Below are 12,265 nucleotides of genomic sequence, written 5' to 3'. Positions count from 1 at the left end.
TCTCTCCACCGTCATCCCGGCGAAAGCCGGGACCCCGCTTTCTCTCCACGCATGCTGAAACGTATAATCTCTCTCCACCGTCATCCCGGCGAAAGCCGGGACCCCGCTTTGGAACCACGCATGCTGAACCAAAGCTGGGCCCCGGCTTTCGCCGGGGTGACGGCAAGAAGGGAGAAGGGAAACCGGAGCAAGCACACAACCCCCATGACCACCCGGCCCGCCACACGCCCCGACAAGGCCGACCGCCGGCGTCTTCTCCCGCTCCTTCAGCGGGAGAAGAAGGGACCCGTTGCGGCACGCAACGGGGAGATGAGGGGACGGCAGCACAATTGCGGCGACCGGCATTCCCTCACCTCCCCCGGCTGCGCCGGGTCCCCTTCCTCTCCCGCGTCGCGGGAGAGGACCTTCAGTGGATCAACCACCCGCCCATGACCGCCAAGCCCGCCCCCAAGCCCGACTACTACGCGATCGCCTGGCGCATGCCGTTGATCGTCTGGCAGGGTCTGTTCTTCGTGGGTCCGCTGCTTTTCATGCTGGCGATGTCCTTCTTCCTGGTGAAGAACTACCGCATGGAACCCGCCTTCCAGTTCTCCAACTGGTCGCGCATGCTGTCGAAGGGCTTCTTCTGGGACGCCTATTTCCACACGCTCTGGCTGGCGCTGCTCGCCACCCTCATCACCAGCGCCATCGCTTTTCCGGCAAGTTACTTCCTCGCCTTCAGGGCCAGCGAACGGCTCCGCCGCTGGGCCATCTTCTTCCTCGTCATCCCCTTCTTCACCAGCTACCTGGTGCGCATTTTTGCCTGGCAGGTGATCCTCGCCCAGCAGGGCGTCATCAATGCGGCGATTTCCCATCTCGGCCTCGGGCCGTGGCAGATGCTCAACACCCAGTTCGGCACCATGGTGGGCTATCTCGCGCTCTGCCTGCCGCTGGCGGTGATCCTGCAGACCTTCGCGCTCGCCAACATCGACAAGCGCCTTGTCGAGGCCGCGCATAATCTGGGCTGCGGACGCTTGCGCACCGTGTTCACCGTCGTCGTGCCGCTTGCCAGGACCGGTCTCGTCGTGGCGGCGGTCTTCTGCTTCATCCTGTCCTTCGGCGATTTCGTGTCGCCCTATTATCTCGGCGGCTCCAAGCCCCCCACCCTGTCGATCCTGATCGTCGACACGGCGAAGTCGGGCCAGCAATGGCCGCGCGCCGCCGTGGTCGCCATCATGATGATCCTCACCCTGCTGGCCGTGGCCTTCCCCGCCATCGGCTTCGCCTACGGCAAGCGCGGCAAATGAAAACCGGCCGCCTCCTCCGCTGGGTGCTGGCACTTTATACGGCGCTTGTCTTCCTCTTCATCTTCGCGCCGATCGTCGCGAGCCTCGTCTTCTCCTTCAATTCCGAGCGCTTCCCAACGATCCCGCTCGGCTCCTTCACCACCGGCTGGTATGCGAAGGCCTTCGGCAATCCGGAAGTCTGGGATGCGGCGCTGAGAAGCCTCGTCGTGTCCTCGGTCAGCGCGGCGCTGGCCACCGCCATCGGCTTTTCGGCGGCCTATACCGACTACCGCCATGACTTCTTCGGCAAGAAGGCCTTTCTTGTGCTGGCCCTGCTGCCGCCGACGATCCCGCTCATCATTCTGGCGCTGGCCATGCTGGGCTGGCTCTCGATGTTCAACGCGTCCGGCATGACCGTTTCCATCATCATCGCGCACACCGTGCTCTGCGCGCCCTTCGCCATGGCGGTGATCAGGCTCCGGCTGAGCCAGATGGACCCGAACCTCGAGCCCGCGGCCTGGAACCTGGGCGCGTCGGAATGGGTGACCATGACGTCCGTCGTCATTCCCTTCACCCTGCCCTCGATCGTCGCCAGCCTGTGCCTCACCGCCGCCGTCTCCTTCGACGAGTTCGCGGTGGCCTGGTTCGTCTCCGGCCTCGACAAGACGGTGCCCGTCGTCATCCTCGAAATCCTCACCGGCAACATCGATCCGCAGGTCAATGCCATCGGCACCGCCGTCTTCCTCGTCTCCATCACCCTCGTCGTCATTGCGCAGGTGCTCGCCCCGAGGCCCGCCAGAAAGCCGGAAACCGCCTGATGGCCCAACCCCTCGTCGTGTTCGACAATGTCGTGAAGCGCTTCGGCGGTTTCGAGGCGGTGAAGCGCATGAACCTCGAGATCCGCGAGGGCGAGTTCCTGGCCCTGATGGGCCCCTCGGGCTGCGGAAAAACCACCACGCTGCGCATGCTGGCGGGCCTCGAACAGCCGACCGGGGGCGACATCAGGCTTGCCGGCAAGTCCCTCCTCGGCGTCAGGCCGCATGAGCGCGACACGCCCATGGTCTGGCAGTCGCTCGCCCTCTTCCCCTTCCTCAATGCGCGCGAGAACGTCGAGTTCGGCCTCAGGATGCGCGGGCTCGACAAGCCTTCCCGCCGCAGGAAAGCGCTCGACTGGCTGGAGCGTTTGGGGATCGGCGAATTCGCGGAGCGCGACGTGAACTCGCTCTCGGGCGGCCAGCGCCAGCGCGTGGCGCTCGCCCGCGCGCTGGCGACGGAGCCGAAGATACTCCTCTTGGACGAGCCGCTCTCGGCGCTTGACGCCCATCTCGTCATCCGCATGCAGGCCGTGCTGACGAAGCTTCAGCGCGAGCTTGGCATCACCTTCGTGCATGTCACGCATTCCCAGTCGGAGGCCTTCGCCATGGCCGACCGCGTGGTCATCATGTCCAGGGGGGAAATCGCGCAGATCGGCCCGGCGCGCGACATCTACCGCACCCCCGCCTCGCGCTTCGTGGCGGAGTTCGTCGGCCGCAACAATATCTTCGCCGGCACGGTGAACGGCGCGGGCGACGTCGAGACCGCCGCCGGCGCCTTCACGCTGGACGGCAAGGCGAGGCCCGGCGACAAGGTCAGCTTCGTGGTCGCGGCTGACGTCGTTTCGCTCTCGGCAATAAGGCCCGCCGCGCGCAATGTCTTCACCGCGCAGCTCATCTCGGAGGAGTTCGTGGGCTCCATGGTCACCCTCTTCTTCGAGGCGCCCGGCGGCGCCGAAATCAAGGTCCAGGTGCAGGAACGCCTGCTCGAGGGCATCCCGCGCGAGCCGGGCCAGTTGCTCTTCCTCTCCTTCGATCCTTCCCACGCGCATATTCTGAAGGGCTGATGTCCATGATCCGCAATCCCATCCCCTGGCCCAATGGCGCGCGCTGCGCCTGCGCCATCACCTTCGACATGGACGCGGATTCGCTCATCCACATTTCCCGCCCGAAAGACGGGCACGACCGGCTCTACCCCATCTCCATGGGCCGCTACGGCCCCACCGTCGCCGTGCCGCGCATTCTCGACACCTACCGGAAATATGGTCTCAGGCAGTCCTTCTTCATCCCCGCCTGGTGCATCGAACAGTACCCGGCTGCGATCGATTCCATTTTGCGCGGCGGGCATGAGATCGGGCATCACGGATTGTTGCACGAAGACCCGGTTGAGACGCGTGGTGAACAGCAACGAAAAGCATTCGAAACAGCAACCGCAATTCATCAAAAACGCATTGGCCGGAAGCCGCGCGGATACCGCGCGCCGGTCTACAACGTCACGCAGCAGGTCATCGACCTGCTCGTCGAGCACGGCTTCAGCTACGACTCCTCGCTGATGGCCGACGACATTCCCTATCTCATGAAAACGCCCGCAGGCGAGCTCTGGGAGGCCCCCGTCCATTGGGGCGCCGACGACTGGCCACCCTTCGCGCACTACGCCGAGATTGGTTACATGATGCCGGTGAAAGCCCCTTCCGAAGGCCTCAAGGCCTTCTGGGAGGAGTTCGACGCGCAGTATGAGGCAGGCGGATTCTGGGTCGGCATCTGGCACCCTTTCCTCACCGGCCGCCTGGCCCGCTGGCGCCTTGTGGATCAATGGCTTGAGCAGACTTTGAAGACCCGGAACGTGTGGTTCGCGCCGCTTGAGGATATCATCGCCCACGTCGCAAAAGTGAGCGCCGACGGCAGCTATTCGCCGCGCGTCGAGCAGCTGCCCTATTATACGAAAAGCCAGCTCGGCTGATCAGTCGACAAGGCCGGTCTTCCAGGCCGTCACAATGATCCCCAGTCCTGCAACGGCGAGGGCGGAAAGAATGCCGGCGATGACCATCTTGCGTCTCCTGTGAATGATTTGCGGCAGAGCCAACCCGGCCCCACCACGTCATATTTTGCACCGCAGCATCTTTCTCGCGGCCTTACTGCAGCGCAGCATTGATCTCGATCAAACCTGCAGAAGCCTCATAAGCCTTTGACAAAGGTGGCTTGAGGAACCGCACCGGCTTGTAGTGGCATAGCCCGCCCGCCCCACCGCAAGACCGGGCGAACCTGCGGATAAAATTGACAAAACAGCAGTTTTCGGGTGCAGTACGCCGAACAGGGGAGTTCGGAAGACAATGACCGTTTGGCCAATGGCAGGGGCGCGCCACCAGAATCGCTCGCCCGACCAGAGCATCCGCCTGCTCATTGCCGCCATCTTGGTGTTGGTATTCGCCACCCTCATGATCGGCAACCGTGAGAAAACGCTCCGCGAGGGAGACCTTTTCTGGCACATCAAGACAGGGCTCTGGATGCTGCAACACTGGACGGTTCCGTCAACCGACATGTTTTCATACACCTTTGCCGGTCAGCCCTGGATGGCAAAGGAATGGCTGTCGCAAGTCTTCTTCGCTGCGGTCTTCCAGCTCGGAGGCTGGAATGCGGTTGTCGCAGCGGCCGTGGTCACTGTCGGGGTCGCGGCGGGACTTCTCTATTGGTCGCTGTCCGCTTCCCTCAAGCCGAGCCTCGCGGGATCGATTGTAATCGCCGCGCTTCTTGCCACAAGCATCACCTTCACGATCAGGCCACACCTGCTGACATTGCCGCTTTTGGTGATCTGGACGCAACTGCTGTTCAAGTGGTCATTCACGGGGAAGGCGCCCAGTTTCCTGCTCCTCCCCGTCATTGTTGTCTGGGCCAATCTGCACGCGGCGTTCACCATGGGATTTGTGATCGCCTTCTTTGCCTTCCTCGACTTTCTCGAGAACGGCGGCTGGGCAAAGAAGCGGGCGCTATGGACCTGGCTGGCGTTCCTGGCGCTGTGTCCTGCCGTTGCGCTGCTGCATCCCTATTCCTACCGCGCCATGATGGCAACGCTATGGGTGTTTCGCCCCAGTGACGGCACCCTGATGGTGCTGGAGTGGATGCCATTCAACGCCCAGGAAGATACCATTCTCGCCGCATTGATTTTCGGGCCGATTTTCGTGGCTTTGGCCTCCGGTTTCCGGCTCGGATGGGCACGGGCTCTCTTTGTCACGTCTTTGTGCTACCTGTACATGGCTCATGTGCGTTATGCGTTCTTTTTCTTTCCCGTTGTCGCGCTGGTAGCGGCGCCGGCGATCGCCCGGCAGTTTCCCCGCTTGTCCGCGGAATACTGGCGGAACGAGCAGCGGGACGGGCTCGAGCGGCGCATGCATGATTCATTCCGGCTTGCCATGCCGGCCCTTTGCGCAGCGATTGCGGTCTCGCTTGGGCTGCAGCTTTGGGTCTTGAAATCAGCGCCGCCGGAAAGCAGCTCGGTCAAAACCGCCATTGCCTATGCCAAGTCGTTCGGACTGAGCGGGCATGTTTTCAATCACTACAATCTTGGCGGCTCCCTCATCTTCCACGACATTCCCACCTTCATCGACGGCCGGTCGGATCAGCTCTTCGTGGGAGAGATTTCCAAAGCCTTCGAAGCTTCGGAAAAGGACGAAAAGAGTCTCGTGGACATCCTCCAAAAATACGACATGCGCTGGACGATTTTTCCGCCGGGCGACCCGCGCACCAAGATGCTCGACAAGCTTCCGGGCTGGAAACGCGTCTTCGCTGACAAGAACGCCGTCATCCATCAGCTTAAGGACGTCCCGGTTGAGTGATATCAGCATGATGATGGCGCCGCAGGTCCGTGGCGCCGTCCGGCGCCGCCCCTGACGGGTGGGTTGGCCGCTTCGCCGGCAACCGCGACTCCCCCTGCCTTCGGGAGGGGGCGGCGAGCCCAAGCCCTTGCCACGCATGCGCTTCCGCCGGATATGCTTCGGCTTCTTTTTCGCAAGCTGGGTGGAGGCAGTTCATGGGCGATGGGTGGAAACGCTTCCATCGCGACAGGCTGGCGGTGGCGGGCCGTGCGACGCGAAGGTGACGCTTCCCGATTCCGCGCTGAAGGCGGGGCACACGCTGGGCATCGTCGGCGAATCCGGCTGCGGCAAGTCCACCCTTGCGCGCATGCCGATGCGCCTGATCGAACCATCGGAAGGCATGGTGTTGTTTCGGGGCGGGAACCGAGCGCATGTTCTGCTGCAAGGAGACCCGCCGAACCCAGAAAACATTCCTCAGGGCTGCCCCTTTCACCCACGCTGACCCATCGCACAGAAGCTCTGCCGCACCGAGGTTCCGGCCTTCGCAACCTCCGGGGGCTCGCGCGCCAAATTCCACTTTGCCTGAGGGGCCTGGACAGCGCGGCGAAACCGGGCGAAGGCGCGGGGACTTGCCGGTCCGCTGTCGTTTCTGGCAGCTGGACGCCCAAAACCTCTTGCGAACCCGGATGACAGACTTCAACACCCTCCCGCATGAAGACCAGCTCGCTGTCCTGCACGAGCTGGCCCAAAGGACGTTGAAGCGTTACGCGCTTCCTGACGGTTGCTCGGCACAGCTGGTGAACCTGTCGGAGAATGCCACCTACCGCGTCGGCTGCCCCGATGGCCGGTGCTGGGCATTGCGCATCCACCGCGCGCTTTACCAGCCGAAGCAGGCGATCGCCTCGGAGCTTGCTTGGGTTGTGGACCTGCGGCGGCAGGGCGTGGCCATAACACCGAGCCCCGTCGCCGGCTGCGATGGCGCGCTGATCCAGGAAACGGCGCACCCCCGCATGGCCACGCCGCGCCATGCCGTGCTGTTTGACTGGGAGACAGGCAGCGAACCAGCCATCGGTGACGATCTTGCCGGTTCCTTCGAGATTCTGGGCGAGACAGCCGCGCGTATGCATATCCATGCGCGGCAATGGCGGCGCCCTTCGTGGTTCACCCGCCACAGCTGGACTTTCGAGACAGCGCTGGGTGAGAAGCGGCCGCGCTGGGGCCGCTGGCGCGACGGGATTGGCATGAACCGCGAGACGCAGGCGCTGTTCCGGCGCACCGTCAATCTCATCGGCAGGAGGCTCGCCGCCTATGGCATGGGGGCCCAGCGCTTCGGCCTGGTTCACGCCGATCTGCGCCTCGCCAACCTGCTGATCGACGGCGGCGCGGTGAAGGTCATCGACTTCGACGACTGCGGCTTCAGCTGGTACATGTATGACGCCGCAACCCCCGTCTCCTTCCATGAGCACGCGCCCCAGACGCCGGAACTGATCGAGCACTGGAAAACGGGCTATCGCAAGGTGCTGCCCTTGCCGAAGGAGGACGAGGCGGAGATCCCGACCTTCGTGATGTTCCGCCGCATCCTGCTTGTGGCGTGGATCGCCTCCCACATGGAGGCCGAATTCCCGAAATCCCTGGGGGTGGGCTACACCGATGGCACACGGCCGCTCTGCGAAGATTATCTGCGGCGGTTCTCCTAACAGGCTGCTGAAAGACGTGTCGGTTTTAGAACGCCCGGCGCTCTAGACGCTGACGCCGAAGATGTGGCCCACACCTGCGGTGATGGCCATGGCCGCCGCGCCCCAGAACAGCACGCGCAGCGTTGCCGGTATCTTTGGGGCGGCACCCGCATGGGCACCCAGGGCGCCGAGCCCTGCGAGCGCAACGAGGGTGGTGACCACGACCGTGGGAATGATCCGCCCTTCCGGCGCGAAGACCGCCGCGAGCACGGGAAGCGCCGCCGCCGCGCAGAAGGTGAGGCCGGACGCGATGGCCGCCTGCAGCGGGTTGGCGGCATGCACCTCCGAGAGGCCGAGTTCGTCACGCACATGCGCGCCGAGCGCATCCTTTTCGGTCAGCTCGCGCGCCACCAGGGCCGCGGTGGCGGGCGACAGTCCGCGCGATTCATAGATAGCGGCAAGTTCGCGCTCCTCGGCCTCCGGCGTGTCGAGAAGCGCCTGACGCTCGCGCTCGATGTCGGCCGCCTCGATGTCGGACTGCGAACTCACCGACACATATTCGCCCGCCGCCATCGACATGGCGCCGGCGGCGAGGCCGGCGAAACCCGCGATCAGCACCGCCTGCGGCGTGGGGTCCGCCGCCGCGACGCCCACCACCAGCGAGGACACCGAAACGATCCCGTCATTGGCGCCCAGCACGGCGGCGCGCAGCCAGCCGGAGCGGTTGATGTAGTGCAGCTCCTCGTGAGCCGGCTGATATTTGAGTTCCGTGCTGCTGCCGCTCATGAACACTCCTCCGCTGTCCGTCAGTGCCGGTTGCGGTGGCCCCCTTGCCTCGCCACGCTCCGGGGCCATTCGATCCGCCGCAACGCCGCCCCCGGCGGGAAGCCTGACCGCCACCTCGAAACCCTGTGTGCGCCCCGTGGCGGGCGAACGCAAGATGAGCGTGCTGTTCAGCCGGTCGGCGATGGCCGCGACGATGGCGAGGCCAAGACCGCTGCCATGGTTGCCCGCCCCGCCGCGCTCGAAGCGCCGGGTGAGGCGCGACAGCGTTTCCGGCGGCACCACCGGTCCGTCATTCGCCACCGTCAGCAGCCCGTCCGCCGCCAGCGTGACCGCGACGGGGCCATCCGCTTCGCCATGGCGCAGGGCATTTTCGATGAGATTGCGGAGCAGGATGCCGAAAGCATCCGGGTCCAGATCGGAGAACACGGGTGCCGCGGGAAGCCGAAGCGTGACCCGGCCCTCGGGCGTGCCCCGTGCCGCATCCTCCGTCACGATGCGCGCGGCGGGGCTGAGGTCGCGCGGCTGATCGAGGCGCAGCCTGCCGCCTTCCGCCCGGGCCAGCTGCATGAGGCGTTCGGACAGCCGCGTGAGGCGCTTCAGGGTCGCCTCGATCTCCGCCGCGCGCGCGGCGGCGGCGGGCTCGCCGGTCTCGCCGCGCAGGCGCTGCGCCTGGGCAATGGCGCCGGCGAGCGGGGTTCTGAGTTCATGCGCGGCATGCGAGGCGAAGTTGCGCTCGGCCTCGAAGGCCGCCTTGAGGCGGGCCAGCACGCCGTTGAGCGATGCGGCGAGCGGCTTCAGTTCCGCCGGCAGCCCGTCCGCCGGCACGGCTGAGAGATCGCTGCTGCCGCGGCCCGCGAGCGTTGCGCGGAAGCGGCGCAGCGGCGCGAGGCTGGCCCGCACCGCGAAGACGATGACGGCGAGTGCGATGGGAATGACAAGCAGAAGCGGCAGGCCGAGCGCCAGGACGATTTCCCAGAACACCGTGGCGCGGTGGCTCATGGGTTCGGCCACCGAAATGCGCACCGTGCCCTTCAGCGCATCGTCATTGTAGATGCGGAAGCCCTGGGTCTGGCGGAAGCCCGGCCCATCATAGGGCGGAAAGACGCCGGGATCGGCACGATGCGACTGGAGCAGGATAAGCCCCGTCTCGCCGCGCACCACATAGGTGAAATACTCGCCGCGCTCGCGCAGGGCTGCCAAGCGCTGGGCGCCGGCATTGTCCTCCCGGTCGACGATGTCCATGACGGCAAGCGGCAGCAGGCGCTCGGCGGTTTCCTGCAGGGCGGAATCGAAGACCTGATTGATCTCGCCGCGCAGCAGCAGCGCCGTGACCGAAGCGGCGGCGACCCAGAGCAGCGTGAGCAGCAGGCCGAGCGACATGGCGAGCCGCGCCTGCAGGCTCCTGGGTTTTGTCACGGCGCGCCCAACCGGTAGCCGAGGCCGCGCTCGGTGTCGATCACGCCGTTGCCGAGCTTCTTGCGCAGGCGGCTGACATGCACCTCGATGGCGTTGCTCTCCACCTCGGCATCGAAGGCATAGAGCTTCTCCTCGAGCTGCGCCCTGGAGAGCAATTGCCGGGGCCGCGCCAGGAAGGCATCGAACAACGCCCACTCGCGCGCCGTGAGGCTGACGGGCTTGCCGCCGCGCCGCACGCTCCTCGCCGCGCGGTCGATCTCCAGCGCGCCATGGGTGATGATGGGGTTGGGGTTGCCGCCGTAGCGCCGCGCCACGGAGCCGATGCGGGCGGAGAGTTCCGCGAGGTCGAAGGGCTTGACGAGATAATCGTCCGCCCCGGCATTGAGGCCGCCGATGCGGTCCGACACCTGGTCGAGCGCGGTGAGGATGATGACCGGCGTCACGTCGCCGCGGCCGCGCAGCGCCTTGAGAAAGCCCAGACCCAGGCCATCCGGCAGCATGAGATCGAGCAGCACGAGGTCGAAGGCCGCGCCCGCCATGGCGTCGCGCGCCACATCGAGGCGCATGACCCAGTCCACCGAGTGTCCGCCGGCGGCGATCTGGTCGCGCACCGCGGCGCCCAGAACCGTGTCGTCCTCGATCAGCAGGATTCGCATGGTGGTCCGTCCGTCTTGTCAGGCCGGTTTCGCCGCTGCGGCTGACGTTTTCCTGACGCCCTCCCGCGCCGGGCTTCAGGATGCCGTCAGCTTGGGCCCGCATGGTCCGGCCGCACTGGCCGTAACATGGAAGGGCCCGATGCGGAAGACACTGACGATCCTGGGCCTCATGATGGCCCTGCCGGCCAGCGCGGCCCTGGCCGGGGAAGGCTGCTTCGTGCCCATGTCGGACTGGCAGCCGCGCGAGGCCGTGGTGAAGCTCGCCCAGGACAAGGGCTGGAGCGTGCGCCGGATCAAGATCGATGACGGCTGCTATGAGATCGATGGCAAGGATGCGGGCGGCCGGCGCTTCGAGGCAACCTTGCACCCCGCGACCCTCGAGGTGCTGAAGATCGGGCGCGAAGCGCCGGACAAGACCGGCGAAGACGACTGAAACACGGGACGCCGGTTCCCTGACGTCCGCCATTCTGGCGAAAGCCGGGACCCCGCTTTCTGTCCGCGTGACGGCCAAAAAAGACTGCGAGTAAATTAGGCAGTCGCGCCTATTTTTTCCTCATGTCATCCTGCCTAAATTTCAGGCTCTCTCTGCAAGCCCTTGATTCAAAAGCCAGCGGAATCTGGCATGGAGCGTGCAACGCAATCTCGTGAAACGCGTGAGGCTGTCGAGCACATGAAAAAAATCGAAGCGATCATCAAGCCGTTTAAGCTGGATGAGGTGAAGGAAGCGCTGCAGGACGTGGGTCTGCAGGGCATCACCGTGACCGAGGCGAAGGGCTTCGGTCGCCAGAAGGGCCACACCGAGCTCTATCGGGGCGCCGAATATGTCGTTGATTTTCTGCCCAAGGTGAAGATCGAGGTGGTGCTGGCGGACGAGTTCGTGGAGCGCGCCGTCGAGGCGATCCAGAACGCGGCGCGCACCGGCCGCATCGGCGACGGCAAGATCTTCATTTCCAACATCGAGCAAGCCATCCGCATCCGTACCGGCGAGGCCGGCCCGGACGCGCTCTAATAACCAACCACCGCAGCTCAAAGACAAGAGGCAATATCATGAGCAAGCCCGCGGACGTTTCCGGCGTCCTCAAACTGATCAAGGACAAGGACGTCAAATACGTCGACCTGCGCTTCACCGACCCGCGCGGCAAGATGCAGCACCTCACCATGGACGTCTCGCAGATGCATGAGGACGCCTGGGCCGAGGGCCTGATGTTCGACGGCTCCTCGATCGCCGGCTGGAAGGCCATCAACGAGTCCGACATGGTGCTGATGCCGGACCCCTCCTCCGCCCATCTCGATCCCTTCTATGCCCAGACCACGCTCTCCGTGTTCTGCGACATTCTGGAGCCCGGCACGGGCGAAGGCTATGCGCGTGACCCGCGCATGATCGCCAAGCGCACCGAGGCCTATCTCAAGTCCACCGGCATCGGCGACACCGTGTTCGTCGGCCCCGAGGCCGAATTCTTCATCTTCGACGACGTGAAATTCGCCGTCACCCCCTATAACACCGGCTTCAGGCTGGACTCCGTCGAGCTGCCGTCCAACTCGGACCGCGACTACGACACCGGCAACATGGGCCACCGCATGCGCACCAAGGGCGGCTATTTCCCGGTGAACCCGATGGACAGTGCCCAGGACATGCGCTCCGAGATGCTCTCGACCATGGGCGAGATGGGCCTCATCGTCGAGAAGCACCATCACGAGGTCGCCTCCTCGCAGCATGAGCTGGGAACCCGCTTCCAGCCGCTGGTCACCGCGGCGGACCACATGCAGATCTACAAATATGTGATCCACAATGTGGCCCACGCCTATGGCAAGACGGCGACCTTCATGCCGAAGCCCATCTTCGGC

11 protein-coding genes and 2 pseudogenes are annotated in these 12,265 nt (G+C 64.9%); 10 read left to right on the top strand and 3 right to left on the bottom strand.

All coding sequences use genetic code 11. The annotated features are described in order from the left end of the window. The first annotated feature begins 428 nt into the window (after positions 1-428). From IOC69_RS01045 to IOC69_RS01015, 7 genes and pseudogenes are all read left to right on the top strand, one after another. On the top strand, positions 429-1,286 hold the full coding sequence (locus IOC69_RS01045; protein WP_290541666.1) for an ABC transporter permease: 858 nt from the start codon (positions 429-431) through the stop codon (positions 1,284-1,286). Then, positions 1,283-2,083 carry an ABC transporter permease gene (locus tag IOC69_RS01040; protein ID WP_290541665.1) on the top strand — a complete coding sequence of 267 codons (801 nt, stop codon included), beginning with the start codon at positions 1,283-1,285 and terminating at the stop codon, positions 2,081-2,083. Before IOC69_RS01045 ends, IOC69_RS01040 begins: the two co-directional genes overlap by 4 nt. Further along, positions 2,083-3,144 carry an ABC transporter ATP-binding protein gene (locus IOC69_RS01035; protein WP_290541664.1) on the top strand — a complete coding sequence of 354 codons (1,062 nt, stop codon included), beginning with the start codon at positions 2,083-2,085 and terminating at the stop codon, positions 3,142-3,144. Before IOC69_RS01040 ends, IOC69_RS01035 begins: the two co-directional genes overlap by 1 nt. Continuing rightward, complete coding sequence (locus IOC69_RS01030; RefSeq protein WP_290541663.1) at positions 3,144-4,037, top strand: polysaccharide deacetylase; 894 nt, start codon at positions 3,144-3,146, stop codon at positions 4,035-4,037. The genes IOC69_RS01035 and IOC69_RS01030 overlap by 1 nt, the downstream gene beginning before the upstream one ends. Positions 4,038-4,422: 385 nt before the next feature. Next, the gene (locus IOC69_RS01025) at positions 4,423-5,907 is read left to right on the top strand and encodes a hypothetical protein (protein ID WP_290541662.1); all 1,485 of its coding nucleotides are present in this window, start codon (positions 4,423-4,425) and stop codon (positions 5,905-5,907) included. Between the two features lie 280 nt (positions 5,908-6,187). Continuing rightward, a pseudogene (locus tag IOC69_RS01020) lies at positions 6,188-6,310 on the top strand (ATP-binding cassette domain-containing protein); the annotation flags it as partial. Between the two features lie 262 nt (positions 6,311-6,572). Continuing rightward, the gene (locus IOC69_RS01015) at positions 6,573-7,583 is read left to right on the top strand and encodes a phosphotransferase (protein ID WP_290541661.1); all 1,011 of its coding nucleotides are present in this window, start codon (positions 6,573-6,575) and stop codon (positions 7,581-7,583) included. 42 nt (positions 7,584-7,625) lie between these two features. Here IOC69_RS01015 and IOC69_RS01010 read toward each other — a convergent pair whose 3' ends face one another. The 3 genes and pseudogenes from IOC69_RS01010 to IOC69_RS01000 form a co-directional block, all read right to left on the bottom strand. Continuing rightward, positions 7,626-8,348, bottom strand: coding sequence for a VIT1/CCC1 transporter family protein (locus IOC69_RS01010; RefSeq protein ID WP_290541668.1), 723 nt, complete (start codon positions 8,346-8,348; stop codon positions 7,626-7,628). Between the two features lie 105 nt (positions 8,349-8,453). Next, positions 8,454-9,764 (bottom strand): annotated as a pseudogene (locus tag IOC69_RS01005) (ATP-binding protein); the annotation flags it as partial. Continuing rightward, a complete protein-coding gene (locus tag IOC69_RS01000; RefSeq protein ID WP_290541660.1) occupies positions 9,761-10,420 on the bottom strand; it encodes a response regulator transcription factor in 660 nt (219 codons plus the stop codon). The gene IOC69_RS01000 and the pseudogene IOC69_RS01005, both read right to left, overlap by 4 nt. 139 nt (positions 10,421-10,559) lie before the next feature. Between IOC69_RS01000 and IOC69_RS00995 the strand changes: the two genes are divergently transcribed. From IOC69_RS00995 to IOC69_RS00985, 3 genes are all read left to right on the top strand, one after another. Continuing rightward, positions 10,560-10,853: a PepSY domain-containing protein gene (locus IOC69_RS00995; protein ID WP_290541659.1), complete on the top strand. Its 294-nt coding sequence runs from the start codon at positions 10,560-10,562 to the stop codon at positions 10,851-10,853. Positions 10,854-11,090: 237 nt separating this feature from the next. Next, positions 11,091-11,429, top strand: a complete 339-nt coding sequence (locus IOC69_RS00990; RefSeq protein ID WP_290541667.1) for a P-II family nitrogen regulator — start codon at positions 11,091-11,093, stop codon at positions 11,427-11,429. A 38-nt stretch (positions 11,430-11,467) separates the two neighbouring features. Continuing rightward, a partial coding sequence (locus tag IOC69_RS00985; RefSeq protein WP_290541658.1) for a glutamine synthetase beta-grasp domain-containing protein occupies positions 11,468-12,265 on the top strand: 798 nt, incomplete at its 3' end.

The organism is Aestuariivirga sp., assembly GCF_020252405.1.
GTDB lineage: Bacteria > Pseudomonadota > Alphaproteobacteria > Rhizobiales > Aestuariivirgaceae > Aestuariivirga.
Note: the sequence above shows the minus strand (reverse complement) of the source record. Positions and strands in the feature narration are given on the sequence as shown.